The organism is Burkholderia sp. A2, from assembly GCF_001729305.1.
Classification (GTDB): Bacteria; Pseudomonadota; Gammaproteobacteria; order Burkholderiales; family Burkholderiaceae; genus Burkholderia; species Burkholderia sola.
Window position 1 is genome coordinate 46,661 of sequence record NZ_LZXX01000002.1, and the last position, 26,896, is coordinate 73,556.

General features: G+C 67.4%; 18 protein-coding genes. 8 read left to right on the forward strand and 10 right to left on the reverse strand.

What is annotated here, in order from left to right:
* Nucleotides 1-89: 89 nt before the first annotated feature.
* Together A9Z05_RS00255 and A9Z05_RS00260 are read right to left on the reverse strand one after the other, a co-directional pair.
* Nucleotides 90-4,541, reverse strand: coding sequence for a DEAD/DEAH box helicase (locus A9Z05_RS00255; RefSeq protein WP_069616377.1), 4,452 nt, complete (start codon nucleotides 4,539-4,541; stop codon nucleotides 90-92).
* Between the two features lie 226 nt (nucleotides 4,542-4,767).
* Nucleotides 4,768-5,292: a metal-dependent hydrolase gene (locus A9Z05_RS00260; protein WP_069616378.1), complete on the reverse strand. Its 525-nt coding sequence runs from the start codon at nucleotides 5,290-5,292 to the stop codon at nucleotides 4,768-4,770.
* A 398-nt stretch (nucleotides 5,293-5,690) separates the two neighbouring features.
* Here A9Z05_RS00260 and ggt point away from each other — a divergent pair, with 398 nt between their 5' ends.
* Together ggt and ppk2 are read left to right on the forward strand one after the other, a co-directional pair.
* Nucleotides 5,691-7,412: a gamma-glutamyltransferase gene (ggt, locus tag A9Z05_RS00265; protein ID WP_069616379.1), complete on the forward strand. Its 1,722-nt coding sequence runs from the start codon at nucleotides 5,691-5,693 to the stop codon at nucleotides 7,410-7,412.
* A 279-nt stretch (nucleotides 7,413-7,691) separates the two neighbouring features.
* Nucleotides 7,692-8,642: a polyphosphate kinase 2 gene (ppk2, locus tag A9Z05_RS00270; protein ID WP_069616380.1), complete on the forward strand. Its 951-nt coding sequence runs from the start codon at nucleotides 7,692-7,694 to the stop codon at nucleotides 8,640-8,642.
* Between the two features lie 117 nt (nucleotides 8,643-8,759).
* On the opposite strand, the gene A9Z05_RS00275 is transcribed toward ppk2, so the two are convergent.
* Entirely contained in the window at nucleotides 8,760-9,347 is a 588-nt protein-coding gene (locus tag A9Z05_RS00275; RefSeq protein ID WP_069616381.1) for a YigZ family protein, read from the reverse strand.
* A gap of 160 nt (nucleotides 9,348-9,507) precedes the next feature.
* On the reverse strand, nucleotides 9,508-10,365 hold the full coding sequence (locus A9Z05_RS00280) for a LysR family transcriptional regulator (protein WP_069616583.1): 858 nt from the start codon (nucleotides 10,363-10,365) through the stop codon (nucleotides 9,508-9,510).
* 118 nt (nucleotides 10,366-10,483) lie between these two features.
* Here A9Z05_RS00280 and A9Z05_RS00285 point away from each other — a divergent pair, with 118 nt between their 5' ends.
* Nucleotides 10,484-11,062: a DUF4865 family protein gene (locus A9Z05_RS00285; RefSeq protein WP_176730120.1), complete on the forward strand. Its 579-nt coding sequence runs from the start codon at nucleotides 10,484-10,486 to the stop codon at nucleotides 11,060-11,062.
* Nucleotides 11,062-11,184, forward strand: a complete 123-nt coding sequence (locus A9Z05_RS37330; RefSeq protein ID WP_256121801.1) for a hypothetical protein — start codon at nucleotides 11,062-11,064, stop codon at nucleotides 11,182-11,184. The genes A9Z05_RS00285 and A9Z05_RS37330 overlap by 1 nt, the downstream gene beginning before the upstream one ends.
* Before the next feature lie 81 nt (nucleotides 11,185-11,265).
* Here the strand turns inward: A9Z05_RS37330 and A9Z05_RS00290 are convergent, their stop codons facing one another.
* Both A9Z05_RS00290 and A9Z05_RS00295 read right to left on the reverse strand, forming a co-directional pair.
* Complete coding sequence (locus A9Z05_RS00290) at nucleotides 11,266-13,467, reverse strand: glycoside hydrolase family 3 C-terminal domain-containing protein (RefSeq protein ID WP_069616383.1); 2,202 nt, start codon at nucleotides 13,465-13,467, stop codon at nucleotides 11,266-11,268.
* Nucleotides 13,468-13,935: 468 nt separating this feature from the next.
* The gene (locus A9Z05_RS00295; protein ID WP_069616384.1) at nucleotides 13,936-15,195 is read right to left on the reverse strand and encodes an oligosaccharide flippase family protein; all 1,260 of its coding nucleotides are present in this window, start codon (nucleotides 15,193-15,195) and stop codon (nucleotides 13,936-13,938) included.
* Nucleotides 15,196-15,756: 561 nt separating this feature from the next.
* On the opposite strand from A9Z05_RS00295, the gene A9Z05_RS00300 reads away from it, so the two are divergent.
* Nucleotides 15,757-17,610, forward strand: coding sequence for a serine aminopeptidase domain-containing protein (locus A9Z05_RS00300; RefSeq protein ID WP_069616385.1), 1,854 nt, complete (start codon nucleotides 15,757-15,759; stop codon nucleotides 17,608-17,610).
* Nucleotides 17,611-17,772: 162 nt separating this feature from the next.
* Here A9Z05_RS00300 and A9Z05_RS33815 read toward each other — a convergent pair whose 3' ends face one another.
* Nucleotides 17,773-18,261, reverse strand: coding sequence for a hypothetical protein (locus A9Z05_RS33815; protein ID WP_249190216.1), 489 nt, complete (start codon nucleotides 18,259-18,261; stop codon nucleotides 17,773-17,775).
* Between the two features lie 77 nt (nucleotides 18,262-18,338).
* On the opposite strand from A9Z05_RS33815, the gene A9Z05_RS00310 reads away from it, so the two are divergent.
* From A9Z05_RS00310 to A9Z05_RS00320, 3 genes are read left to right on the forward strand one after another with little or no spacing between them, the layout of a single operon-like run.
* Nucleotides 18,339-19,556 carry a polysaccharide biosynthesis/export family protein gene (locus tag A9Z05_RS00310; protein ID WP_069616386.1) on the forward strand — a complete coding sequence of 406 codons (1,218 nt, stop codon included), beginning with the start codon at nucleotides 18,339-18,341 and terminating at the stop codon, nucleotides 19,554-19,556.
* Between the two features lie 59 nt (nucleotides 19,557-19,615).
* Entirely contained in the window at nucleotides 19,616-21,889 is a 2,274-nt protein-coding gene (locus A9Z05_RS00315) for a polysaccharide biosynthesis tyrosine autokinase (RefSeq protein WP_069616387.1), read from the forward strand.
* Nucleotides 21,886-23,274, forward strand: coding sequence for an oligosaccharide repeat unit polymerase (locus tag A9Z05_RS00320; RefSeq protein WP_069616388.1), 1,389 nt, complete (start codon nucleotides 21,886-21,888; stop codon nucleotides 23,272-23,274). The genes A9Z05_RS00315 and A9Z05_RS00320 overlap by 4 nt, the downstream gene beginning before the upstream one ends.
* A 39-nt stretch (nucleotides 23,275-23,313) precedes the next feature.
* Here the strand turns inward: A9Z05_RS00320 and A9Z05_RS00325 are convergent, their stop codons facing one another.
* The 3 genes from A9Z05_RS00325 to A9Z05_RS00335 all read right to left on the reverse strand — a co-directional run bounded on the left by A9Z05_RS00325 (nucleotide 23,314) and on the right by A9Z05_RS00335 (nucleotide 26,746).
* Nucleotides 23,314-24,366 carry an acyltransferase family protein gene (locus A9Z05_RS00325; RefSeq protein WP_069616389.1) on the reverse strand — a complete coding sequence of 351 codons (1,053 nt, stop codon included), beginning with the start codon at nucleotides 24,364-24,366 and terminating at the stop codon, nucleotides 23,314-23,316.
* 130 nt (nucleotides 24,367-24,496) lie between these two features.
* Nucleotides 24,497-25,576, reverse strand: coding sequence for a glycosyltransferase family 1 protein (locus A9Z05_RS00330; RefSeq protein ID WP_069616585.1), 1,080 nt, complete (start codon nucleotides 25,574-25,576; stop codon nucleotides 24,497-24,499).
* Nucleotides 25,577-25,597: 21 nt separating this feature from the next.
* On the reverse strand, nucleotides 25,598-26,746 hold the full coding sequence (locus A9Z05_RS00335) for a glycosyltransferase (RefSeq protein ID WP_069616390.1): 1,149 nt from the start codon (nucleotides 26,744-26,746) through the stop codon (nucleotides 25,598-25,600).
* Between the last annotated feature and the right edge of the window lie 150 nt (nucleotides 26,747-26,896).

Below are 26,896 nucleotides of genomic sequence, written 5' to 3' on the forward strand. Positions count from 1 at the left end.
GCGCGATCGATCGTTCGATGCTACCCGAACGATGGCATCCGCGCGGCCCGGCGATCAGTAGTGTCGTGCCGCATGCGTGTCAGCCGATGTCAGCAGGATCGTGCGAGCCGCAGGCGCGCGTCCTCGCGCGCGGCGGGCGACAGGTCGGGCGCGTAGTGGAACGTACCCGATACCAGCGAGGCGACGGGCACGCCGTCGCGGAACAGCACGCGATTGCCCGCCAGCGCCGGCACCTTGTCGCCCGGCAATAGCGTGCCGGCGAGATTCAGCGGATCGGCGCCCGTCACGCATATGTATTGTCCGTCGCCCGGCTGCCGTCGCAGTTCGCGCAGGATCGGGATGGCCTCGGGCAGCGCGAACTGCTCGCCCGCGAGCCCGGCGACGAAGCGACCGCCGCGAATCTCGCCGCGTGCTTCGAGGCGCTGCAGCACGCGCACGAGTTCGCGCCAACTGGGCAGCCAGTCGGCTTCGCGTTCGAGCAACCGCCAGAACACGACGCCGTAGCGGCGCAGCAGCGTCCACACGATATGTTCGAGCGCATCGGGATCGGTCGTGGCGAGGCTGCGTTTCGGCGCGGGCGCGTCGTCGTCCGGCCGTGCCTGACGCTGCACGAGCGCCCAGCGGCCCGCGTCGTCCATCCCGCCGATCAGCGCGCCGCCGCGGCGCGTGCGTGGCGCATAGGTCGCGCTGCGCTTGACGGCCGGCTTCAGCAGCGCGCGCAGGCCCGCGTAGCTGTCCGCATTCACGAGGCCGGCCGACACGAGTTCGCCGAGGGCCTGTTCGAGTTCGACGGGCAGCATGTGCAGATCGTCGAGCAGCGCATCGAAGAACATCGCGCCGTGCGCGGCGAGCGCGTCGCGCACTTGCGTGGCGCGTGCGGACAGCGCCGGTTGCGCGTCGGGATCGCGCAGCGCCTGCCACGCGGAAAGATGGCGGCGGGGCAGCAGCACGATCGGCGTCGTCTTCACGGGCGTGCCGGCCGCGCGCGCCGGCGCGCCGATGCGGGTCCACACCAGCTTGCCCGAGCGGCACAGCTCGTCGAGGCCGCCCGCCGTGTAGTCGGTGAGCCGCGCGGGTAGCAGCGCGTCTTCCCACGCGCTTGCCGCGGCCTCGTAGCCTTCGAGCTGTTCGACCACGGCTGCCAGCGCGTCGCGACCGGTGCCGCGCGTGTCGGGTGTCAGGTGCTGCCAGTGGAACAGGAAGCGCATGAAATCGGCGCGCTCGACCGGCTCGATCTCGCGGCGCAGCCGCTTCACCGTATAGCGATGAATACGCGCGAGCAGATGGCGTTCGCACCATTCGTCGGTCGTCGCGCCCGGCGTGAAGCGGCCGCGCATCACGTAGCCTTCGCGCTCCAGCGCCGCGAGCGCCGTCGCCACCGGCGCGGGCGGCAGGCCGAGCGGCGTGGCGATCGCATCGAGCGTCAGCGGCCCGAAGCCGGTGAGCCGCGCGCGGATCACGTCGACGAGCGCCGCGTCGGCTTCCCACGGCTGCGCGCACGCGGCCGGCACCTTGAGCGCCGGTGTCGCGCGGGCGTCCGGATGCAGCGCGCGGAGGCAGACGAGCCGTTCGACCGGCACCCACAGTGCGGTGCCGCCCGGCGTCGCGAGCTTCGTCGCGCGGCGGCGTTCCGCGAGTTCCGCGAGTCGCTCGGGCCAGCCCGCGTGGGCGTGCGTCTCGCTGTCGGCGACGCACGCGAGCGTGAGCAGTGCATCGTGCATTTCGTCTGCGTCGCGCACGAGCGGCCACGCTTCGTCGCGCACCGCGTCGATCGCGTCGGCGTCGAGTGCACCGAGATCGTCGGCCGATTCGGGATCGCTCCATCGGCGCGACTGCACGGCCTGCGTGCGGCGCTCTTCCAGCGGCGCGTCGTCGAGGAACGCGTAGGGCTTCGCGTTCAGGATCTCGGCCGCGAGCGGCGACGGCGCGGGCAAGTCGCGCGCGACGAGCTCGATCGCGCCGCTTTCGATCCGGCGCAGCAGCGCGAGCCAGCCGTCGGTGTCCATCGCGTCGTGCAGGCAGTCGTCGAGCGTCTGGTCGACGAGCGGATGATGCGGAATCTCGCGTTCGCCGACGATGTTCTCGAGGCACGCGGCCTGATCGGGGAACACCGTCGCGAGCAGATCGTCGCTCTTCATCCGCTGCAATTGCGGCGCGGTGCGCCTGCCGCCGGTGAAGCGCGGCAGCGCGAGCGCGGTGGTCGCGTTCCAGCGCCAGCGCACGCCGAACATCGGCGCATCGAGCAGCGCCTGGATCAGCACGTGCTCGGCGCTGGCCGAACGCAGGTAGCGCCACACTTCGTCGAGCGCGAAGCTGTGCGCGAGCGACAGCGACAGGATGATCGCGTCGTCCGTCGCGGCGGCCTGCAATTCGAAGTTGAAGTTGCGGCAGAAGCGTTTGCGCAGCGCGAGCCCCCAGGCGCGGTTGATCCGGCTGCCGAACGGCGAATGGATCACGAGCTGCGTGCCGCCCGATTCGTCGAAGAAACGCTCCATCACGAGCGTGTCCTGCGTCGGCAACGCGCCGAGCGCGGCGCGGGTGCGCGCGAGGTAGTCGGCGATCTGGCGCGCGGCGTCGGGCGACAGGTGCAGATCGTCGACGAGCCAGCGCAACGCGGGCGCGAGGCGGCTTTCGGTGGGGGCGAGCGCGATTGCGGTTGAGGCTTGCGCTTGCGCATTGCTCGCGGCGTTGCCGCCGGCGCGCTTGCGTCCGGCGGTGCCGGCCTGCCGGTCGCCTTCCGCAAACAGCGCGTCGAGCCGCGCACGCAGCCGGCCGACCGCCGCCGACAGTTCGTCGCTGCGCCCGAGCCCCTCGCCGAGCCAGAACGGAATGCTCGGCGATTGCCCGTGCGCATCCTCGACGCGCACGCGGCCCGTTTCCACGCGAATGATCCGGTACGACTGGTTGCCGAGCTGGAACACGTCGCCGGCGAGGCTCTCGATCGCGAAATCCTCGTTGATGGTGCCGACCTGGATGCCCTGCGGTTCGAGCAGCACCGCGTAGTCGGCCATGTCGGGGATCGTGCCGCCGGAAGTGGTCGCGGTCATCATCGCGTTGCGGCGGCCGCGCACGGTGCCGCCGACCACGTCGCGGTGCAGGTACGCGCCGCGCACGCCGCGACGGCTCGTGAACCCTTCGGCGAGCATTTTCATCACTTCGTCGAAGCGTTCACGCGTCAGCCGCGCGTACGGCGCGGCGCGCGTGAAGCTCGCATACAGCGCGTCTTCCTGCCATTCCGTGCACGCGACTTCGGCGACGATCTGCTGCGCGAGCACGTCGAGCGGCGCTTCGGGAATCCGCAGCGCGTCGAGTTCGCCGCGCTGCACGCAGTCGAGCAGCGCCGCGCATTCGACCAGTTCGTCGCGCGACAGCGGAAAGAGCCGCCCCTTCGGCACGCCGCCGACATGATGCCCCGAGCGGCCGACGCGTTGCAGGAACGGCGCGATGCCGCGCGGTGAACCGACCTGGCAGACGAGATCGACGTCGCCGATGTCGATGCCGAGTTCGAGCGACGCGGTCGCGACGAGCAGCTTCAGTTCACCGCGCTTCAGGCGCTGCTCGGCGTCGAAGCGGTGCTCCTTCGCGAGACTGCCGTGATGCGCGGCGATTGCATCCTTGCCGAGCCGGTCGGCGAGATGACGCGCCATGCGCTCGGCGGTGCGGCGCGTGTTGACGAACACCAGCGTCGTGCGATGCGCGGCCGCGAGCCCGGCGATGCGGTCGTACACCTGTTCCCACACGTCGGTCGCCATCACCGGTTCGAGCGGCACGTTCGGCAGTTCCAGCGCGAGATCGCGCTCGCGCGTGTGGCCGGTATCGACGATCGCGCAGTCGCGCGGCGCGTCGGCCGGCCCGCCGACGAGGAAGCGCGCGACCGCGTCGATCGGCTTTTGCGTGGCCGACAGCCCGATGCGCGGCAGCGCACGGCCGACCAGCGCGTCGAGGCGTTCGAGCGACAGCGCGAGATGGCTGCCGCGCTTGGACGATGCAAGCGCATGGATTTCGTCGACGATGACCGAGCGCACGTTCGACAGCATCTGCCGCCCCGACGTGGACGACAGCAGCACGTACAGCGATTCGGGTGTGGTGACGAGGATGTGCGGGGCGCGTTTGCGCAGCGCAGCGCGTTCGGCCTGCGTCGTGTCGCCGGTGCGTACCGCGGTGCGGATCGCGGGCACCGGCAGGCCGAGTTGCGCGAGCGATTCCGCGATGCCGGCGAGCGGCGCGTCGAGGTTCACGTAGATGTCGTTCGACAGCGCCTTCAGCGGCGACACGTAGACGACCAGCGTCGCGTCGGGCAGCGTGCCGTCGTGCGCGAGCGCATCGCGCACGAGATCGTCGAGCGCGCACAGGAACGCGGTGAGCGTCTTGCCGGAGCCGGTCGGCGCGGCGACGAGCGTGGAGCGGCCGGCCTTGATGTGCGGCCACGCGAGCGCCTGCGCGCCGGTCGGCGCGGCGAACGTGCGCCGGAACCACGCGGCGACGGCCGGGTGGAACACGTCGAGCGCACGGGCGGCAGGGCGGGTAGCTGTGACGTCCATCGGAACGTTGAAATAGGGTGCGAGCGGGGTGCGAGCGTGCGGACGCGTCGCACGCGAATCGAATCGTCAGTGTGCCAGACGTCGCATGCGCGTGCCGGGCATGCGTGCCGGCGATTTCCATGCAGATGGGGACCCGCACCGCGCTTTCAATGGACGGAAAGTTGCGTGCCCGCCGGCACGCCGAGCGCGCGCTGAATTGTGTCGAATTGCAACTGGGGCCGAGCCGCTAGACGCGATGCAGCCAGCCGAGCCAGTGTTCGACCAGCGCCGCACGCGACCACAGCGACTGCGCGAGCCACAGCGTGCCGCCCCAGGCGGCGGCCACCACGATCAGGTCGCAATGCCCGCTGTTCCACAGGTTGAGCGAATGGCGCCGCCAGATCCACGGTACGCCGAGCGGATTGGGCCAGTCGGCGAGCAGGTGCATCACGCCGCCGCAGGCGAAACCGAACAGCGGCGCAGCCCACAGCGGATGCGGATGATGGATGAGCCCGTGCCAGCCGAGCGCGAGCAGCGCGACCCAGCCGATACCCCAGTGCGTAAGCGTGCGATGCGTGATCCACAGGCGGCGCTTGCGGCTCCACCAGGCGACTTCGAGCCAGTCGGGCGCGGTGCCGCCCGCGACGCCCGCCGCGAACGCGGCGAGCATGCCCGAGTGCCACGGGCCGGTTGCGCCGGTCTGCGCGACGAGGACGGCGGCGGCGACGCCGGCCGCGAAGCCGGACGCGTGATGCGCATTGTGTGATGCCATAGGGAGCGAGACGAAGAAACGTGAAGCGGCGCGTGCACGAAACGACGATGCGACGCGCAAGCGGGGCGCTATCTTCGCAGATCGGCCTGTGCCGCGCGCGGGACGTTGGCGGATTTTTTTGCGAGCCGTGCGTAGCATGCTGTGCGGTTCGCAACTTTCGGTTTTGTGCACTGCGCGACGGCGCGCGCCGCAGGTGGCGTCAAACGCTCCACGTGCGCGTCGCGGCGCCGCAACGTGACCGGCCGCACACAAGCGGCACGCTTTCGTCGCGGGCCGCGTGTTCGACCCTTTTTGTCCCCCTATACTACGAAGCCGGCATATGGCCGTCGGCGCGCCAGCGGCCATCCACGGATCAGGCGCTTGTCGTGCCTGAAGGAGATCCACATGGGGGACATGCAATGACTACGCTGAATCGCTTCAAATCATCCGCCGCCGTGCTGGCGACGGTGGCCGGCATCGGTTTCCTGCCGAACGCGCCCGCCTACGCGAAAGGGCCGCAGCCCGCGGTCCTGACGAGCTCGGCGGTGGCGGTCGCCGACAAGTACAGCGCGGATGCCGCGGAGCGGATCTTCAAGGAAGGCGGCAACGCGATCGACGCGGCCGTCGCGATCGCGTTCACGCTGGCCGTCACGTACCCGGAAGCCGGCAACATCGGCGGCGGCGGCTTCATGACGATCTACAAGGACGGCAAGCCGTACTTCATCGATTACCGCGAGCGTGCGCCGCTCGCCGCGACGAAGGACATGTACCTCGACAAGGACGGCAACGTCGTCAAGGGCATGAGCCTGTACGGCCCGCGCGCGGTCGGCGTGCCGGGCACGGTCGCGGGCATGTGGGCAGCGCAGAAGCGCTTCGGCAAGCTGAAATGGAAGCAGGTGCTCGCGCCGGCGATCCACTACGCGCGCGACGGCTTCGTCGTCGACGAACAGCTCGCGCAGCGCGGCGTCGACGCATCGAAGGAGTTCGGCGGCAAGACCAACTTCGACAAGTATTTTTCCGGGCTGAAGGCCGGCGCGAACTTCAAGCAGCCCGATCTCGCCGACGTGCTGACGCGCATCGCGAACGGCGGCGCGGAAGGCTTCTACAAGGGCAAGACGGCCGAGCTGATCGCGGCGTCGATGAAGACCGGCGACGGCAACGGGCTGATCACGACCGAAGATCTCGCGCAGTACCGCGCGGTGTGGCGCCAGCCGGTGCAGGCGAAGTGGAACGGCTATGACGTGATCACCGCGCCGCCGCCGAGCTCCGGCGGCATCGGCCTCGTGCAGTTGCTTAAGATGAAGGCCGACCTCAAGCAGGACTTCGAGGGCGTGAAGCTCAACTCGCCGCAGTACATCCACCTCGTCGCGGAAATCGAGAAGCGCGTGTTCGCCGATCGGGCGCAGTATCTCGGCGATCCCGACTTCTACAAGGTGCCGATCGCGCAGCTGACCGACGACGCGTACATCGCGAAGCGCGCGGCCGAGGTCAACCCGAAGGAGCCGTCGGACACGAAGAGCGTGCAGCCGGGTCTCGGCACGACGATGCCGGAGAAGGCCGAAACGACGCACTTCTCGGTGGTCGACAAGTGGGGCAACGCGGTGTCGAACACGTACACGATCAACGGCTATTTCGGCTCGGGCGTGATCGCCGACGGCACGGGCATCGTGCTGAACGACGAGATGGACGACTTCTCCGCGAAGCCGGGCGTCGCGAACATGTTCGGCGTGGTCGGCAGCGACGCGAACGCGATCGAACCGAAGAAGCGCCCGCTGTCGTCGATGTCGCCGACGATCATGACGAAGGACGGCAAGGTGTCGCTGGTGATCGGCACGCCGGGCGGCTCGCGCATCTTCACGTCGATCTTCCAGGTGATCAACAACATCTACGACTTCAAGATGCCGCTGAAGGAAGCGGTCGGCGCGATGCGTTTCCATCACCAGCTGCTGCCGCCGAACACGATCTTCTGGGAGCCGTACCACCCGATCGAAGGCGAACTCGCGAAGCAGATCGAGGCGCGCGGCTATACGCTGAAGGGGCAGGATTTCAGCGGCGACATCCAGGTCATCAAGATCGACGGCAAGACGCCGGAGGCGATGGCCGATCCGCGCGGGCGGGGCGTGACGCGGATTATTCGTTGACGTTGACCGTGAAGCGATGCGCGCGTCGGCGACAGCGGCCGCGCGCGCCGTTCGGCAGCCGGTGTTGCGACCCGGCTGCCGATTTTTTTCAGCCGGTCGTTCGGGTGCAGTCCGCTATCCACGCGGCAATGGCTTCGGGGATATCCCCGAAGCCGCCATGCCCGACGCGGGCCCGCGCGTTTCGCTGCTGACCGGCTTGGCCGCCCGTTTTCATGAATTTGACGCGCGACGCTGGGATAATGGACGAGTTTGGTTGCGTCAATGATGGAAGGAGGCCCCATGGGCGACAACGATACCCGCACCGAGACCGACAACCGCACCGATACGAGCTCAATGGAAGCGCGCCAGCGCCGTTTCGAGGAGGATCTCGTCGACGCCTACGACGAAGAGCTCGAGATGGAGCTCGACGACCGTCGCTTCCACGATGGCGAGGACCTGCTGTTCTCGCCCGAGCGCCGTGAGGCGCGCAAGGAATATTTCCGCGAGCTGTTCCGGCTGCAGGGCGAGCTCGTGAAGTTGCAGGACTGGGTCGTACATACCGGACACCGGCTCGTCGTCATTTTCGAGGGGCGCGACGCGGCCGGCAAGGGCGGTGCGATCAAGCGCATCACGCAGCGCCTGAACCCGCGCGTGTGCCGGGTTGCCGCGCTGCCGGCGCCGAACAACCGCGAGCGCACGCAATGGTACTTCCAGCGCTATGTCGCGCATCTGCCGGCCGGCGGCGAGATCGTGCTGTTCGACCGCAGCTGGTACAACCGCGCGGGCGTCGAGCGCGTGATGAATTTCTGTACCGACGACGAGTACGAGGAATTTTTCCGGTCGGTGCCCGAGTTCGAGAAGATGCTCGTGCGCAGCGGAATCCAGATCGTCAAGTACTGGTTCTCGATCACCGACCACGAGCAGGAACTGCGCTTCCAGAGCCGGATCGCGGATCCGCTGAAGCAGTGGAAGCTGAGCCCGATGGACCTCGAAAGCCGCCGCCGCTGGGAGGCTTATACGGCCGCGAAGGAAGAGATGCTGCAGCGCACGCATATTCCCGAGGCGCCGTGGTGGGTCGTGCAGGCCGTCGACAAGAAACGCGCGCGGCTGAACTGCATTCACCATCTGCTGGGCCAGGTGCCGTATCACGAGGTGCCGCGCCCGACGATCGACCTGCCGCAGCGCGAGCATCACGAGGATTACATTCGCCGGCCGGTGCCGGACAACATGATCGTGCCGGACGTTTATTGAGCGGTTCGGGTCGGCCGGACCGGCCGCGGGGCGCGCTGCGCAACGCGGCGCGCGTTACTCGGGGATCAGGCACGCGGCGCGGTCGCGGTCGCGATTTTTCACGGGAATCTGTCCGTCCTACAATGCGGGGAAGCCGGAGCGCCCCTGCGTCAGATCGAACAGTTCGGCTCTTGCCGCGGCTTCGGCGGTTTCGGGCAGCTTGATCACGAGCTTCACCGTCATCCCGTACGCGCTGTCCACCAGTTCATAGCCGGCCTGTTCAATCCAGCGGCGCACGCGCGCCTCTTCCGGATAGCCGATCTCGACCGCGAGCCGCGTGTGCCGAATGCGCTCGACGCGCTCGGCATCGAGCAGCGCCGATGCGATCGCATCCGTGTACGCACGCACCAGCCCGCCCGCACCGAGCTTCACGCCGCCGTAGTAACGCACGACCGCGCCGAGCACGCCGTCGAGATCGTGATGGCGCAGCACTTCGAGGATCGGCCGGCCCGCGGTTCCCGACGGCTCGCCGTCATCCGACATACCCGACTGGCCGCCCGCCAGCAACGCCCAGCACACGTGGGTGGCCGCCGGATGCTCGTCGCGCAGGCGTTGCAGGACCTGCATCGCGGCATCGCGGTCCTCGACCGGAACCGCGTACGCGATGAAACGGCTCTTGCGGATTTCGAGTTCGCGGATGTAAGAGGTGGCGAGCGAGTAACTCATGCGTCGCGACGCGGAAAGTGTAGGGAAATCAAGACGATGATGGCTGGTCGATGCGTTTGACGTGGGCCCGTGGACGATTGGATATCGTCTGCATAAGCGCGGGGCGAAGACGGAATTTTACCGTGGCGCGCGTCGAAGCATTGCGATGCCGCGCGCGACATCAACGCACACCGACCGACGACCGTAGCGCGGCGCCCAGCGTACGCAGCGCCTGCCGGGCGCGCGCATCGGTCAGGCTCGAGTAAAGCACCACGTCGCGCGTCGGCAGCGGCGGCAGCCCGTAGCGCATCCCCACGTCGACGGTGCCGGCGGGCGCGACGCGATGCCCGAGCGCCGCGACGGCCAGGCCCGCGGATACCGCCGCGCCGATCGTCGCCACGCCGCCGCCGACAAAAACCTCCGTCCACGCGACACCGGCTTCGTCCAGCGCATCGACCGCCATGCGGCGCACGCTGCACGGTTCGGCCTGCGTGGCGAGCCGCAGCGGTTGCGGCGGATGGTATTCGAAATCGGCCGCCGCCATCCAGCCGAACGACTCCGACAGAATGGTTTCGCCGTCGAGCCGCCGGCTGTCGTGCTGCAGCGCGACGGCTGCATCGAGCTGGCCGCGATCGAACGCATCGAGCACGTCGCGCGACGCGGCGACGCGGATTTCCAGCACCAGCGCCGGCTCGGCTTCGCTCATCCGCCGCAGCAGCATCGGGAGATCGGCGCCGACGACGTGGTGGCTGACGCCGATCACCAGCCGTCGCTGGCTCGTGCCGAACGCGCTGATTGCGCCATGGTGAGCGGCCACCAGTTCGCGCGCCGGCTCCAGGAACGCGGTGCCGTCGGCCGACAGGCGAACCTGCCGCGGCGTGCGTTCCAGCAGGCGGCGGCCGAGCCCGTCTTCCAGCCGCTTGATCTTCAGGCTCACCGCGGACTGCGTGGTGTCCAGCGCTTCCGCGGCTCGCGTGAAGCTCTTGAGGTCGGCGGTCAGCACGAAGGCCTGCACGGCCTCGATGTCGAGCGTTTTCATCGCATCCTCATCCATTTAAAAATCGAATCATTGAAATATTCTGGCATCGTATTTTCAAATGGATCAAGGTCTTCTACGCTGCGTTCATGCCGTCCGTTTCTTTCGCCAGGAGTCGATCATGCTGACCGCGTACTACGTGCACCGCCTGCCGGCGGACTACGACCTCGGCATCATCCGCCAGCGCGTGCGCGAGCGCGGCCGCCTATGGGACGACACGCCGGACCTGCTGTTCAAGGGATTCCTGCTGCGCGAGGCAGGCCGCCACGGCGCGACGGAAAACGGCTACGCGTCGTTTTACCTGTGGCGCAACGAACAGGCGTTCGCGCGGTTCGTGACGGACGGCCGCTATCGGGTCGTGACGGACAGTTTCGGCCGTGCGCCGATCGACACCCGGGTTGCGCTCGACGCGCGCAAGGGCAGTGCGTCGACGGGACGCTTCGCGCGTCTGGAAACGATCGAGATTCCGGCGGATGCCGATCTCGATGCGGCCCTGGCGCGGGAGATCGAACGCAATCGCGAAGCGGCGACACGGCAGGGTGTGGTCGCGGCAGCCGTCAGCCTCGATCCGCTGCGCTGGCGGCTGACGCGTGCGCTCGTGACGGAACATGAGCCGGACGACGGCGGCGCAGGTACGGTGTACCAGGTCCTGCATCTGGCGAGGCCGCTGCTCGACACGCTGGAAGCGGGCGGTGCGTGATGGCCGGCATCGTGTCGCGATTGCCGGCCGGCGTGGTGGTGGCCGCGCATCTGGCGGGTGTGGTGGCCGGCATCGCCGCGATTGCGGCGCTTGCGACGATGCTGGCGCTGCTGTTCAGATAAGGCGCTTCGGCGCAGTGGTGGTTCAGAAGGGGCGCCGCGCATGCGATGCGCGGCGCCCCCGGTCGCTTCATCGTCGCTTGCTCAGTGGCCCTGCAAGCGGATATCGCGCGACGACGCGCCGACATACACGGTCCCGCCCGGGACGACGCGCCAGCCGTTGCGCGCCGTATCCCACACGCTCTGCATCCGCGGCGACACGGTCACGCGCACGCGCCGTGCCTCACCAGGATTCAGCCGGATCTTTTCCCAGCCGACCAGCCGCTTCGGCGGCTCGTCCTTGTACGGCACGCCGAGATAGACCTGAGGTGTTTCCGCGCCGGCCACGCGCCCGTCGTTGCGCACGGTAAACGCGACGCTCAGCGAGCCGTCCCATTGCTTCGACACCGACAGACCCGAATACGCGAAGTGCGTATACGACAGGCCGTAGCCGAACTCGAACATCGGCTTGATGTTGCGTGCGTCATACCAGCGGTAACCCATGTTCAGCTTTTCCGCGTACACCGGGTCGGTGTCGAACGTGCCGTTTTGCCCCCACGTCGGCGAGTCCTGATCGCGCGCCGGGAAAGTCACGGGCAGCTTGCCCGACGGATTGACCGCACCGAACAGCACGTTCGCGATCGCCTTGCCGCCGGCTTCGCCCGGATACCACGCCTCGACGATGGCCGACACGTTGTCCTTCCACGGCATCAGCACCGGGTTGCCGCTCTGGACGACGACGATCGTATGCGGATTCGCGCGCGCGACGGCTTCGACGAGCGCATCCTGGTTCGACGGGTTCGCGAGGCTCAGGCTCTGCAGATCGCCGAAATCCTCGCCGGCCGGCTGCGCGACCACGACGATCGCGACATCCGAGCGGCCCGCGAGCGCCGCGGCCTGATCGATTTCCTGCTGCGTGTACGCGCGGAACGGCGACTGCTGGTCGCTGTTGCCTGCATACGTGACCTGTGCGGCCGGCGCCAGCGCGCGGATCGCCGCGACGATCGGCACGTCGACCTTGAGCCACGGATTGCGCCACCAGCTGCACCCGGTCGACGATCCGAACGTCAGGCCGCCGCAGCCGGCGAACGAACCCGATACGGGATCGCGCGTGTTGCCCGAGCCGCCGCCGGACAGCACGGCCGCATCCGCATGGCCGCCGATCACGGCAATACGCGACAGCGCCGACGCGACCAGCGGCAACTGGTTGCCGTCGTTCTTCAGCAACACGATCGACTGCTCGGCGGCCGCCTGCGCGAACCGGTTGCCGGCCGCGAAATCGATCGTGCCGCCGCCCTGGGCCGGATCGTCCATCACGCCGACACGGATCATCACCGCGAGCTTGCGGCGCACCATGTCGTCGAGGCGCGCGGTCGACACCGAGCCGTTCGCGATCGCCTGCTTGACGGCCGCCGGCGTCAGGTACACGCTCGGCCCGACGTCTTCTTCCTCGTCGAGCCCGGCGTTGATCGCGGCGGCGGTGCTGTGCGTGGCGCCCCAGTCGGACTGCACCTGGCCCTGGAAGCCCCACTCGTTCTTCAGCACGTCGTTCAGCAGGTGAGGGTTCTCGCACGCATAGGTGCCGTTCAGGCGGTTGTAGCTGCACATCACGCTGCCGGGCCGCCCTCGCTTCGCGGCGATCTCGAATGGCAACAGGTACAGCTCGCGCAGCGTACGCTCGTCGATCTGCGTATTGCCGCCCATCCGGCCGTGCTCCTGCTCGTTGCCCGCGTAGTGCTTGATCGTGGCGATGACTTTCTGCCGCTGCGTGGCGAGCGTGCGTTCGGCGAGCAGGTCGCCGGCGAGCAGCGGATCCTCGCCGAGATACTCGAACAGGCGGCCGCCGCGCGGCTCGCGCGCGAGGTTGGTGCCGCCGGCGAGGCCCATGCCGAATCCTTGCGCGCGCAACTGGATCGCGACTTGCTTGCCGAAGTCGTACGACAGCCGCCGATCCCAGCTCGCGGCGACCGCGATCGTGGCCGGAAACGTCGTGCTGGCTTGCGACGTGCTGCCGGAGCCGGTCGCCGAATCGACCATGTTGAGATCGGGAATGCCGAGCCGCGGCACGCCCTGGATGTAGCCGGCGCCGCCGCCCGGCACCTTCGACATTTCGTATTGCGAATGAATGAATTGAAGTTTTTCGTCGAGCGTCATCTTGCGCACGAGCAGGTCGGCGCGCCGTTGCGCGGCGGCCGACGCGAACGTGTCGGTGGCGTCGGCCTGCGCGTTGAAATCGGCGTCGCCGGCGTAGGCGGTGGTGCAGAGGGTCGCTGCCAGCACGACGGCCGGCCAGAGTGTGTCCCGCATGTTGCTCTCCATGATCGTATTGCCGGTTGTTCGAATGATGTCTGGAGCTGCGTACATCCGGTGGATTCGCACCGGACGCATTCGGCTGACGATGCAGGGTGGTTGCGCGTCGGCATGCCAGCCAGGCGGGGAATCGTTACGGCCGGTTGGGCTCGATCGGTGAATGCGGGCGGCGACGCGGACCGCCCGGCACTGTCGAATCGGGTGTAGCGATTCTCTGCTGCGACCAATGGTATGAATGTAGTTTGACTACAGCATCAGTGTTTCTACCGATCCGTGTGATCTTTATTTCGTAGGGGCGCGCGGCGAGGCGGAAAGGCAGTCATCGTTGCCGATCGGGCATGCGCGGCGGAGTAAGAAGTACCTGGGTGCGCGAGCGTGCGGCACGGTTTGTTGCGTCCGCATCGAACGGGACATCGCCGGATGCAAGTCGCCTCGTGGGGAAACTTGGGCGGCACCGACGGTGCGCTAGCTGCGTCGAGCGACGGGACTACCGGGCATCGGAATCCCGGCGCGGTAGACGACGGTTGCGAGTGCCGCGGCGACCACGGCCTCGGCCGTCAGCACGGCGACCGCGGCGCCTTGCTCGGCGAAATACTTGGCGAGCACGGGTACCAGCACGATGTTCAGAATGCCCGATGACATCAGGATTCGCGTGAATGCCGACTTCATCCCGAGCGGCAGCATCGTCTGCACACCGAACAGGTCGGTCATGCCGGCCATGAACGGAATGAAGGCCATCCAGCGCAGCACCTGGACCGTAGGTTCGTACGAAGGGCCATACAGGATGCGCACGGCCAGCGGCGCGCCGAAGAAGATCACGAGCGAGATGCCGAGCACCATCGCGACCTGGACGACGAACAGCTTGCGCAGGAACGAGAACGCATCGTTGCGCGCGTGCCGCATCAGGTAGCTGATGCGCGGATAGGTGGCCGCCTTCAGCGGTTGCAGCATGCTGAGCGCCGCGCGGATCAGCTTGTCGCCGGCGGCGAAGTAGCCCGCCGCGACGTTGCCCGATACGAAGCCGAGCAGCACGGTGTTGGTCGACGCATAGAACGCGATCGACGTGGACGCGAGAAACACCTGCCAGCCGCCTTTCAGCGATTCGGCGATGTCGGTCGCGCCGACGCGCACGAAGTCGATTTCACGGTTGAAGTACAGATAGGCAGCCAGTGCGATCGCGGACAGCGTCGGTACCGCTGCGTTGACGATCATCGCGCGGTCGATGTCCGCCGGGCTGTGCACGAGCGCGAACATGGCCGGCAGGCTCAGGATGCGCCCGATGAACAGGATCATGCTGAGCGCGCGCAGCTTTTCCATTCCCTGGAAATACCAGCCCGGCGTGAACGCCACGCCGGCGACCATCCCGAACCCGATCAGCAGCAGGTCGCGGTCTTCACCGAAGCGCTCGACCGCAAAGGTCAGCGCAACGAGCACGATGAAGCAGATCACCGCGATGCCGATCTGCGCGTATAGCGTCGCCCAGAAGATGCGCGAGCGTTCGGCGCGGTTGTCGCGCGCGAGCGCGATGCGTGGCGTGGCGGTCAGGTCGAAACTGTAGCTCGTGCAGTTGGTGAGATACGCAATGACGGCGAGCGAGAACGCGAGCTGCCCGTAGCCTTCGGGCCCGAGGGCGTGCGTCAGCAGCGGTGCGATCAGGAGCGGCACTGCGTACATCGAAATCTGCAACGTCAGCAGCAGCAGGAAATTCTTCTTGAGGTTTGACATTCGCTCGGTCGGCGCCGTGAGTGTCGCAGTGCGGCGGCATGGGGCCGCGGTGCGCGTGCATCCGGTCGGCGCTGACCCGGGTTGCATGGGTTGGTGGCGCGTCCGGCGTCGCCGGGCACGGCCACATCACATCGTATGGCGGCCATGATACGGGCCGCGCGGGACGACTATGTTCGCGAGCCTACCGTTCGCGGATTCCGTTCGTGCGCGCGGCGTGAAGCGCGGCACGGCGCGCGTCGTGGTGCGTTGTCGTCTCGCGACGGCGATGAATCTATTTGTAAGCTGCCGCACCGAAGGGCGCCCGAACCGAGTGCTTTAATCGATCGCACTGTTTTGGTTCACGGTGCAAACCGCCTGACGATGCCTCGGGCACGCAACATCACCTCCCGTGGGCGTGGGGAGCAGGGCAACGCATGGAACCGGGCGGGCCGCGCAGGGGCGCGGCGGGGGCCGCTGCCGCGCGTTCATCGACGAGCCGCACGAGCGTGGATCGCTCGTTCCGGTGGCGCGGCCCGAACGCGTGTCCGCGTCCGATAAAAATACCGATCCGAGGAGTACCGATTGAAGCCGATTACGTTCGGCAGCTGCGTGGGGTGGCTGCACGAAGGACAGACGACACAAGGTGTGATCCTGTGCGAATCGTTGGGGCACGAGGCATCGTGGACGCACAAGCTCATGCGGGCGATCGCCGAGCGCCTTGCTCGCGACGGCGTCACGGTGTTGCGATTCAACTATCCGTGCACCGGCGATTCCGCGGGCGACGACCGTGACGCCGATCGGCACGCCGCGACCATCGGCAGCATTCACGATGCGATCGATCTGCTGCGCGACCAGGTCGGTGTCGGGTCGCTGACGCTCGTCGGAATTCGTGCGGGCGCGCTGTTCGCGATGCTGGCCGCCGCGGGGGACGGCCGGCACCCGTCGCCGCGCGTCGACGCATTGGTGGCGCTCGCGCCGGTCGTGCGCGGACGCGCTTACCTTCGCGAGATGTCGTTCGTGCATCGCCAGTGGCTCGACGTCACGTCGCCCGCGATTCGCATCGCGCATCGTGACGAGCCCTGCATGAACGTGCTCGGGCACCGCTTTCCGGACGATTTCGTCGCTGCGCTGAAGGCGGTCGATCTGTGCGACGTCGTGCGCGATGCCCCGAGGCTGCCTGATGCGATGCTGCTGATTCAACCCGATCAGGACGGACCTGCGTTGCGCGATGCGCTGCTGGCGCGGGGCGTGAACGTGGCGGCCGATCCGTTTCGCGAATGGCCGACGACGATGCTGGACGGTACGCGCTCGCGCCTGCCGCTCGCAGCCATCGACACGCTCGCGCGCTGGATCGGCGAACGTGTGCCGCGCACGGCCGCGGGCGTCGACCCGATGTGGCGGCATGATCCACCATGGAACGGCGAATCGGCCGCCGCGCTCGACATGACCGACATGACCGAGCAGGTCGTCGCGGTCGGGCCGGACCGTTTGGTCGGCGTACTGTGCCGTCCCGCCGAGACCGGGCCGGCGAATCCCGCCGCTCCGGCGCTCGTGATCGCGAACACGTCGACGAATCCGCGAAGCGGCGAAGGGCGCTTCAGCGTGCGCCTCGCGCGGACGCTTGCACGCGCCGGCGTCACGACGCTGCGGATCGACGTGAACGGCGTCGGCGACAGCGGGGCGGCCGCGCTCGACGACCAGTCGCGCGTCGTGTATTCGGCGCAGTCGAGCGACGACGTGGCGGCCGCCGCCGACTGGCTGCGTGCGCTTGGGCATCCTGACGTGGTCGCGGCCGGCATCTGTTCCGGCGCCTATGCGGCATTGCATGCGGCCGTGAAGACGCCGTCGCTCGGCGGCGTGATCGCGATAAACCTGGCGCGCTTCGTGTGGCCGGCCGGGCTCTCGCTCGATGCGGTGCAGAAGCAGCGGAACAACTCGGTGCGCGGCTACTGGCTGTCGGTGCGCGACTGGCAGAAGTGGAAACGCCTCGTGCGCGAACGGCGCGATTTGCGGCCGATCGTGCGCGCCGTCGCCGCCAATGCGATCGCGCGAGTCAGCGTGCCGGTGAAGGAGGCGGCCGCGCGCGTCGGCTGGAAGCCGCGCGCCGGCACCCCACGCGGCGTGATGCACGTGCTTGCGCAACGCAATGTCCGCACGACGCTGGTATATGGCGCGCTCGATCCCGGCATCGACGATGTCCGGCGCCACTTCGGCGCGATCGAGCATGCGTTCAGGCGCTCGCGTCACGTACGGCTGCACCTCGAGCCGCAGGTCGATCACGCGGTGTACGGCGCGGTCGGCACGGACATCGTGATCGAGCGGTGCTTGCAGGCGCTCGGCCGCGACTTGACGAGGCCGGCCGTGCACGTTGCCGATCCTGTCGTGCACGAAGCGGCTGCGGGATCGTACGCAAACGTGTCGGTCGGCAGGCCGTGATGCGCGCCGTGCCGCATGCGTCGGCGCTTTGGGGCGCGATCCCCCGCGTCGTATGAAGATCGACGTTCGGTGGGGTCGCTCACAGACGCGCCGTTCGCCGTAGTGTCCAATCGCTTATCGATGCATGCACGGTCATGCCGCGGCATGACCGGCAGGGATGGGTCAGTCCCGATCGCCCGGCTCCGCATAGGGTGATTTCGCGTAGGGCGATGCGTACAACGTGTCGCTGCGCCATACGTCGTCGGCGGGTGCATTGGCGACCTGCGCGCGATGTGGCCGCGCCGGCACGAGCGGCCGGCGCAACGTGACGCGGGCCCGCGTGTCGGGCTGGACGGCGGCGCTCGCGGCTGAACCGGCGATCGCGGGTGCTGTCGCCCCGGATGCAGCCGCGGACGCTGTCGCAACGGGTTCGGCGGCCGCACTCGGGCCGACGGCTTGCGCCGAGCGTTGTGGCGGCACCGGCGCAACGAGCGTCGACGACGCGAAGGGCGGTGTGTCGGCAGGACTGCCGGGCAGCGTTTGGGCGCCGGCGGCACAGACGAAGCCGGTCGACACGATGCAGACGAAGGGCGCAAGCGATGAAGAGAAGTTCATGACGGATCGTACGGAGTGACGTGCGGTGAAGAGGCCGGTGCGGCATGCAAGCTGCAATGCAAGCCGCGCTGGGCAAGCGTAATGCCGGAATTCGCCGCGTTCGGCGGGTTACCGCACAGTTTTGGAAGAGCACCATGTCAATCACCACGCAACCGGAATCGACGCGCGGCACGCCGCGGCCTGGCGCCCGTCGCGCGCCGTGGCTGTCGCGCATGGCGATCGTGGCGGCCGCATGCGCGCTGAGCGCATGTGCGCTGTCGCCCGGCATGACTTACCGCGCGCCGGCGGAGCGCGACGCGAATGCGCGCGTGAGCGCCGACGCATCGGGTTCGGGCGGCCTCGACGGCGTGCAGAACGTGTCGAGCGAGGATCTGATCGAGATCACGCCGGCATTCGTCGCGCAGCACCATGCGGGACGGCCGGCCAACGTCGACGCGGAGATCCGCCAACTGTTCGGCAAGCCGACGCCGTACACGATCGGCCCCGGCGACGTGCTGAGCATCATCGTATGGGACCACCCCGAATTGAACCTGCCGACGACGCAGACGGTCGGCGGCGGCGACGGGGTCGGCGCGAGCTCGGTCGCGACGGGCTATACGGTCGATGCGACCGGCAACGTCCAGTTTGCGTACGCCGGCCTCGTGCACGTGGCGGGATTGACCGAGGCACAGGCGCGCGCGCTGCTGACGAAGCGGCTCGGAGAATACGTGCGCAAGCCGCAGCTCGCGCTGCGCGTGCAGAGCTACCGCAGCAAGCGGGTCTATCTCGACGGCGAAGTGCGCACGCCGGGTCTGCAGATCGTCAACGACATGCCGATGACGCTGCCCGAGGCGATCGACCGCGCGGGCGGTTTTACGCCGACGGCGGATCGCTCGCAGGTTTCGGTGACGCGCGGCGACACGACCGTGAACGTGAGCCTGCCGGCACTGATCGCCGCGGGCGTGAACCCGTCGAACATCCTGTTGCGCGACGGCGATCTCGTGCGCGTGCGCGCGGCGAGCGACGCGAAGGTATTCGTGCTCGGCGAGGTATCGCGGCCCGCGACGCTGACGTTGACCGACGGGCGGATGAGCCTCGGCGAAGCGCTCGGCGACACGGGGGGCGTGAGTCAGTACACGTCGGACGCGCGCCAGGTGTTCGTCGTGCGCCGCGGGCCCGACAACCGCCCGCGGGTGTACCACCTCGACGGCAGCTCGCCCGCGTCGTTCGCGCTCGCCGACCAGTTTCCGCTCGAGCGGCGCGACGTCGTGTTCGTCGATGCGTCATCGCTGGTGCGCTGGAGCCGCGTCGTGAACCTGCTGATTCCGTCGTCCGCGCAAGGTGCGCTGACGGCGAAAGCCATTTCGCCGTGATGCCCGAGGCGAATTTCGTGACCGCGACCGTACGTCGCGCCATACGGGACTGATGCTGCATGAACACTTCGACCCTGCCTGACCCGCACAGCGGGCACATTCTGCGGCCGTCCTATCCGGTGCGCCGCTACTGGAGCATGCTGTATGGCGGCCGGCGACTGATCGTTTGCACGGCGCTCGCGGGTGCGCTCGCGGGCGGTCTGTATGCGCTGTTCGCGGCTCCCGTTTACCGCTCCGACATCCTGTTCCAGGTCGAGCAAAGCCAGACCGATTCGAAGCAGACGTCGCCGCCCGGCGATCCGTCGTCGGTGTTCGATCTGAAGACCGATGCATCGACCGAGATCGAGGTGCTCAAATCCCGTGCGGTGCTCGACCGCGCGATCCAGAGCACGAACCTCGCCCTCGACGCACGGCCGCATTACCTGCCGCTGATCGGCTGGCGCTTCGTGAACGCGGCCGACGGGCTGTCGTCGCCGCTGCCGGGGGGATATGTGTATGGCACCGAGCGCATCGACGTGCCGACCTTCGACGTGCCCAAGCGCCTGCTCGGCAAGCGTTTCGCGCTGACCGTCGGCGACGACGGCGCGTACACGCTGCAGCGCACGGGCTTTTTCGGCCGGAAAGGACCGGTATGGCAGGGCCGCATCGGCCAGCCGCTGCACATCGAGACGCCGCAGGGGCCGATCGACGTGTTCGTGCGCGACGTGGCCGGCCAGCCCGGCGCACGCTTCGACCTGACGCGCTACAGCGACGAAGAGGCGACGACGTGGCTGCAGAAGAACGCGCTGATCTCGGAGCGCGGCAAGCAGTCGAACATGATCGGCGTGACGCTCGACGGCATCGATCCCGTGCACGACAGCCGTGTGCTGAACGCGATCGGGGAGGCGTATCTGGCGCAGAACACGCAGCGCAAGTCCGAGGCGGCCGACAAGCTGATCCGATACATGGACGGCCAGCTGCCGCAACTGAAGGCGCAGCTGGAAGCGGCGGAGAGCCGCTTCAACGCATTCCGTGCCTCGCACGGGACGGTCAATACGAGCGATGAGGCGCTGGCATTGCGTCAACAGTCGGTCGACATCGAGACGCGTGTCCAGACGCTGCAGCAGCGGCGCGAGGAACTGCTGACGCGCTTCATGCCGAAGCATCCGGCCATCGTGGCCGTCGATGCGCAGCTCGCCGATGCGCAGCACTCGCTCGACACGACCCGCAAGCAGATCCAGCAACTGCCGACCGTCGAGCAGGGCGTGCTGCAACTGCAGCGCGACGTGGCCGTCGATACCGCGCTGTACACGAACCTGCTCAATACGCGCCAGCAGATGGTCCTCGCGCGCGCCAGCAAGACGGGCACCGTGCGGATCGTCGATACGGCGAAGGTCGCCGAACAACCGATCGGTCCGCATCGCGGGGTCGCGGTGGCCGGCTTGCTGATGATCGGCCTGCTGGCGGGCGCGGCGATCGTGGTCGCCCGGCAGCGTGTCGTCGGCACGATCGGCGACGCGGAGGAAATCGAATGGGCGACGGGTTTGCCGGTGTTCGCGACGGTCCCGCACAGCGCCGTCGCGGCACAAGCGGAACTGCGGTCGAAGGTGCGCCGGCGCGGCCAGCGCATGCTGGCGACGCAGGCCGAGGCTCAGGACGCGGCGCTCGAAAGCCTGCGCAATTTCCGGGCGTCGCTGCAACTGTCGATGCCGACCGCATCGAATCCCGTCGTGCTGATTTCCGGCCCGACGACGGGCGTCGGCAAGTCGTTCGTCGCGGCCAACATCGCGTCGCTCGTTGGCGCCGCGAAACGGCGCGTCCTGCTGATCGATGCCGACTTGCGCAAGGGCTCGCTGCACGACCGTTTCCGCTATAGCCGCGCGCCAGGGCTGTCCGACGTGGTGGCGGGCACCCACACGCTCGACGACGCAATCAAGCGCGGCGTCGCACCGGGCCTGGATTTCATCGCGATGGGCAACGTCGTTCCCGATCCGGGCGAACTGCTGTTGCAGCCCGCGCTCGCGGAACTGATCGAGCGGGTCGCGTCGCGCTACGACATGGTCGTGCTCGACGGCCCGCCGTTGCTCCCGGTTGCCGATGCGCTGGTGCTCGGGCGCCTGGCGGGCACCGTGTTTCTCGTCGCGCGGAGCGGCGTGACGACGTTGACGGAACTCGACGAAAGCGCGCGGCGGCTCGAGCACGCGCATATCGGCGTGCGCGGCGTGATCCTGAACGACTACAAGGGCGCGCCGGGACGGTACGACTACGGCTACAACGACGCGAACACGCATCAGGCCACGTCCGGGTTGACGGGGATGATGGCGTCGCGGCAACGGGCGGAACGCCCGTCATGAACCGGCGAGTGGGCGGGGTTGGGTCCGCCGGGCCTCGGCAAGACCCGGCGACGCTGCGCAGGATGGCGCGCGTGCGCGGTGCGGCGGGCGGTTACACGGGCTACTGGTGGGAAGATCCGGCCCGGCTCGTGCTGATGTTCATCCTGCCGTTGTACGGATTGCTGTCGCTCAGCCTGCTGGGCGACCAGAAGTCGATTGCGCGAATCTATTTCGACGGCTACTACGCGTTCGCCGGCGCGCTGTTCCTGATGGTGGTGACGGCGACGGCGTGGCTCGCGACGACCGAAGCGCGGACGCGGCGCGGGCCGCCGGAAACGCCCGTCGAAGTGCCGCCGCGCGTGCTCGATGTCCTGTTTGCACTCGCGCTGTTCGGCAATCTCGTGATGATGAGTGGGATCATCGCGCGTCCGGCGCTGCTGCTCGAGTTCCTGCACGGACAGGCTACCGCGTACGACATGCTCCAGCAGATCGGTCGCATCACCGGGTTGAGCTCGTTTACGCAGGCGACGTCGCCGTTCGTCGCGCTCTATTTCTACGTGTTCCGGACGCCGGCGAAAGGCCTGAACCGCTACAAGATCTACATGGCCGTGCTCGCGGTGCTGACGCTGCTGCGCAGCTTCCTCTTCGCCGAGCGCCTCGCGTTGATCGAGATGGTGATGCCGCTCGCGCTGATGGTCGTGCGGTTCCGGCTGCACGGCCGGTATGCGCGGCTGCTGACGCTCGGGCCGTACGCGGCGATCCCGCTGTTGTTCGCGCTGTTTATCGCGAACGAGTACAACCGGTCGTGGGAAGCCTATTACGTCAATGTCTACGACAACATCTTCGATTTCGCGCTTGAACGGCTCGGCCTGTACTATTCGACGTCGCTGAACAATGGGGCGGGGATGCTTGCCGTGCTCGGCTGGGGGCAGGGCCATCCGATGTTCACGTTCGACTGGCTGATGCGCTTTCCGGTGATCGGCGCGACGTTCCAGCCGTGGTTCGATTCAAGCGACAGCTTCAACCTGTTTCTGAACAGCTACGCAGACCCGGAATTCAACAATCCGTCCGGGATCTTCGTCCACTTCTATGAATGGGGCTGGTTCGGGCTGCTCGACGCGGCCGTGCTGGGCTGGATCGTTGGCCGAAGCTATGCGGGCTGGCGCAGCGGCAACGGGTTCTGGTGTTGCGCGCACGCGGTGCTCTACGTGTCATTGATGGAAATCATGCGTACGCCAAATCTGTTCAGCGGACGCAATTTCCTGCCGATCGTGCTGCCGATCATCGTGTTCCATTGGTTCGGGAAGCGGCCGGCGAGCGTTGCGCCTTCCGCCACGCGTACCGCATCCGGGCGCGGGACGCGCACCTCGGAAACGAACGGGCGCGACGGCAGTGCAACGGCCTAGCAACGCACAGGGCGTCCGCCCTCAGGATGACCCTGAAGCTCAAGCGGTACGCGTTCGTGCCGCCGTGTCGCGTCCTGGCCACGACGGGAAACCGGCAATGTGCGCGACCCCTGTCCGCAATGCGACCAGATAGACGCCGATCGGGATCGCGACACCGGCCAGCGTGCCGAGTACGAGGTGTGCCGCAAGATCGGTGACGCCGGCGCGTATCAGCACGATCCGTACGGCCGCCATCGCGAAGATATGGGTCAGGTAGATCGGCATCGATGCGCAACCGATCGCCGCCAGCCATGCCGCGCGTGCCGGCTGTGACGCATACCGATGCGCGAGTTGCAGCGCCAGCGCGATGCCCGAGAACGCAGCGGGAAGCGCCCAGATGCTCGTCGCGCTACCGAAGCCGTGAGCGAATACGACCGCCGCGACGAAGGCCGTTGCCGTGGCGGCGCATGCGGTTGGCCCGCTGTTGCGCGCGAGCCAGCCGGGCAATGCCTGCGACGCGAGGACGCCCGCCACGAAGAACGGTGCGTTCATCAGCGTGATCGACAGGATGCCCCACCGCGTCGCCGCGCCGAGCACCAGCCCGAGCACCGCGCATCCGGCGAGCCAGCCGCGCGCCCGCGATGGCATGGGCGAACGTGTCGCATCCGGCACGGCCGCCGCGAAAGCCCGGATGCCGAGCATGCAGAGCATCAGCGCGTACAGGAACCAGAACTGTGCGAACGGTCGCCAGCCGATCGCCAGCAGGTCGTCCAGCGTGAACGGATGATTGGTGCCGTGCGACGCCATTGCAATCTGCACGGCACCCTGCGCAATCGACCACAACAGGTACGGATACACGATCGTCCTGATCTTCGACCACAAGAAACCGTGCGGCGCCCGGCGCAGCGAGCTGCAGACGTGCAGGCCGGACAGGAAGAAGAACAACGGCATGTGGAACGTGTAGATCACGTAGTCGTTCCACGCGAATGCCGTGTCGGCCGCGCCTGCCGGCACAAGGTCGGCGGAAACGGCACCGCGCAGCACGTGTCCGTATACGACAAGAATGATTCCCGCGCCGCGGGCGACATCGAGGCTGGTTTCGCGAGCAGTCATGATGAAGGGGCGGCCGGCCCGTCAGGTTCCGCACCGCCGAGAAATCGGACAGTCGTTCACTGTATGGCGGGCCCGTGCGCAGGACAGTGCGGTGGGCGACAGTGGGTCGTCGTGCAGCCCGACGGATGGCCTACAGCCCCTCGAATATGGCCTTCATCATCTCGGCGCTTCGGCTCCAGCGATACTTCTCCGCGTGCAGGCTTCCCTTGCGTTTGAGTTCGGCCCTGAGTGCGTCGGAATCGAGCAGGCTCCGCAATTTCCGCGCGATGTCGTCCTGCGAGTACGGATCGCAGTACAGCGCCGCATCGGCACAGACTTCCGGCAGGGCCGCCGATTTGCCGACCACCACCGGGCAGCCGTAGCGCATCGCCTCGAGAGGCGGTATGCCGAAGCCTTCGTAGATCGACGGATACAGGAAGCATGCGGCGTTCTGATACAGCGCCTTCAATTGTTCGTCGCTGATATAGCCGACGTACTTGATGTTCGGTTCCGCCGCCGGCATGAGGTCCTGCTGGCCGAACACGGTGGTGTTCTGCATCCCGACGATGACGAGATCGACCGACGGATCGTTGATCTGCCTGAACGCCGCGATCAGCCGGCCGAAGTTCTTGGTGGGATTCATGCTGCTGACCGCGAGCACGAACCGGTTCGGTGTCAGCGCATGCTTGTCGAGCACGCTGGTGTCCGGTTCCAGGGTGTCGAGATGATCCGCACCGAGCGGTACGACGCTGATCTTCTCCGCGGCAACCCCGCAGTGATGCGCGAGGCGATCCCGCGAGAAATAGGAGTTGGTCAGCACGCAGACGGAGGTGCGCGCCAGGATCCAGAACATGATCCGGTACCACACGCGAAACGGGCGCGAGAAATGCGCGGGGGTGTCGAACACGGCCGCGTCATGCATGTAGATGATCTGGTTGCCGATGAAAATGGATGCCGAATTGCTGAGATTGACGATGCGGCCGCGGCGCGCGAACAACGGGAGGACCAGTTGCTCCCAGACCACGCCCTTGTAAAAGCCGACTTTGACCGTCTTCGCTCCGCTTACCTCGATGCCCGGTTGCGGAGGCACCAGCACGGTTACCGGATCCTGCGGCTGAAACTTGACCAGTGCGGCGATCAGCTCGCGTGCGACGCGTTGCACCCCGGTTGTCTTCTGCGTGGTGAATCGGCCGTTGTATACGAGTGGCTTCGGTTTCTTGAACGAGATCATGTCCATAAGGGGATATCGAAATCAGGCTTTGACGTGATCCGCGGCAACCGGCTTGAAGTCGCGCGTGTCGACGCGCGGCTCGTCGGTGCCGAGTCCGTAAAGCGCATGCCATTGCCGGAAGATCGCGCTCATCGAAAATCGCTGAATGGCGCGATTTCGCGCAGCCTGGCCCATCTGCTCGCGAAGCTGGCGATCGTCTCGGAGGGCGGTCACGTACTCGACCATCTCGTCGGGGGTCGACGCGACATAGCCGGTCACACCGTGAATCACCACGTCGCGATTGCCGACGACGTTCGTCACCACGGCCGGGATTCCGGCAACCTGCGCTTCGATCAGCGCGACCGGCATGCCTTCCCAACGCGAGGTCTGGACATAGATGTCGAGTTCCGACGTCAACGCCAGCGCGCGCTCGCGGGTCACCCAGCCGCTGCATGCGACGGCCTCGCGCGCGGCGGAATCCGGGATCTCGGCCGCGTTGCCGCCGATCCACAGAAACTCGACGCCGGCGCCATGCAACGTGTCGGCGAGTCGCACGAATGCTTCATGATTCTTCTGGAACGACGCGCGGCCGCTCATCCCGATCACGATCTTGTGGTCGTCGCGCGTACGGCGGGCCGGAATCTCCGCGACGTTCACGCCGTTTTCCACCAGGACCGCCGATCTCGGCCTGACTTTTCCGTTGATCTCGCCGAGCTCGCTGCCCGAGCACGCGACAATGGTGCCGCCGATGCGCGCCGCGATGCGCTCGAAGCTCAGATAAGCGAACTGCTTGATGGGCGACACGTCGCAGCGCAGGAATGACAGGCCGTGCGGCGAGTAGAGGACCGTTGCATTCGGGGTGGCGATCCGGGCAGCGATGCGTCCCAGCACACCGGCCTTCGACGAGTGCAGATGAATCGCGGTCGGCTTGCAGTCGCGCAGGTTGCGGACGAGGGCATGCACGCTCTGCAGATCCTGCCGGACGTTGACCTCGCGCACCATGTCGACGTAGACCAGCTTCACGTCGGGCCGGAACAGCGTCGAGAAATCGGTCGGCGTTTCCGGCCGGATCGAGTGCAGCACCGTCACGTCGACGCCGGCCGCGGCCGCATGGTTGGCGAGATAGGTGAGCATCGACAGCACGCCGCCGCCGAATGCTTCGGCAATATGAACGATCTTTTCTTGGGTCATCTCTCGGTCTGTCGATTCGGTCGCGCTGTTCGTTACCCAGTGCGACGATGGGGGCGGCGTATCGTCAATCCGTCGGCGGGTTACGCAAACCGGACGTCCGATGCATTACGCATTCCTGATTGATTGATGCGTGATCATCGCCGCCATTGC

Bases quoted from the DNA above. Each gene is read 5' to 3' on its own strand.
- A9Z05_RS00280 (WP_069616583.1), bottom strand. From the start codon at position 10,365: ATGAAAACGCTCGACATCGAGGCCGTGCAGGCCTTCGTGCTGACCGCC.
- A9Z05_RS00260 (WP_069616378.1), bottom strand. From the start codon at position 5,292: ATGGCATCACACAATGCGCATCACGCGTCCGGCTTCGCGGCCGGCGTC.
- A9Z05_RS00335 (WP_069616390.1), bottom strand. From the start codon at position 26,746: ATGACCCAAGAAAAGATCGTTCATATTGCCGAAGCATTCGGCGGCGGC.
- ppk2 (WP_069616380.1), top strand. From the start codon at position 7,692: ATGGGCGACAACGATACCCGCACCGAGACCGACAACCGCACCGATACG.
- A9Z05_RS00295 (WP_069616384.1), bottom strand. From the start codon at position 15,195: ATGTCAAACCTCAAGAAGAATTTCCTGCTGCTGCTGACGTTGCAGATT.
- A9Z05_RS00255 (WP_069616377.1), bottom strand. From the start codon at position 4,541: ATGGACGTCACAGCTACCCGCCCTGCCGCCCGTGCGCTCGACGTGTTC.
- A9Z05_RS00320 (WP_069616388.1), top strand. From the start codon at position 21,886: ATGAACCGGCGAGTGGGCGGGGTTGGGTCCGCCGGGCCTCGGCAAGAC.
- A9Z05_RS00290 (WP_069616383.1), bottom strand. From the start codon at position 13,467: ATGCGGGACACACTCTGGCCGGCCGTCGTGCTGGCAGCGACCCTCTGC.
- A9Z05_RS00325 (WP_069616389.1), bottom strand. From the start codon at position 24,366: ATGACTGCTCGCGAAACCAGCCTCGATGTCGCCCGCGGCGCGGGAATC.
- A9Z05_RS00310 (WP_069616386.1), top strand. From the start codon at position 18,339: ATGTCAATCACCACGCAACCGGAATCGACGCGCGGCACGCCGCGGCCT.
- A9Z05_RS00315 (WP_069616387.1), top strand. From the start codon at position 19,616: ATGAACACTTCGACCCTGCCTGACCCGCACAGCGGGCACATTCTGCGG.
- A9Z05_RS00275 (WP_069616381.1), bottom strand. From the start codon at position 9,347: ATGAGTTACTCGCTCGCCACCTCTTACATCCGCGAACTCGAAATCCGC.
- A9Z05_RS00330 (WP_069616585.1), bottom strand. From the start codon at position 25,576: ATGATCTCGTTCAAGAAACCGAAGCCACTCGTATACAACGGCCGATTC.
- ggt (WP_069616379.1), top strand. From the start codon at position 5,691: ATGACTACGCTGAATCGCTTCAAATCATCCGCCGCCGTGCTGGCGACG.
- A9Z05_RS00285 (WP_176730120.1), top strand. From the start codon at position 10,484: ATGCTGACCGCGTACTACGTGCACCGCCTGCCGGCGGACTACGACCTC.
- A9Z05_RS37330 (WP_256121801.1), top strand. From the start codon at position 11,062: ATGGCCGGCATCGTGTCGCGATTGCCGGCCGGCGTGGTGGTGGCCGCG.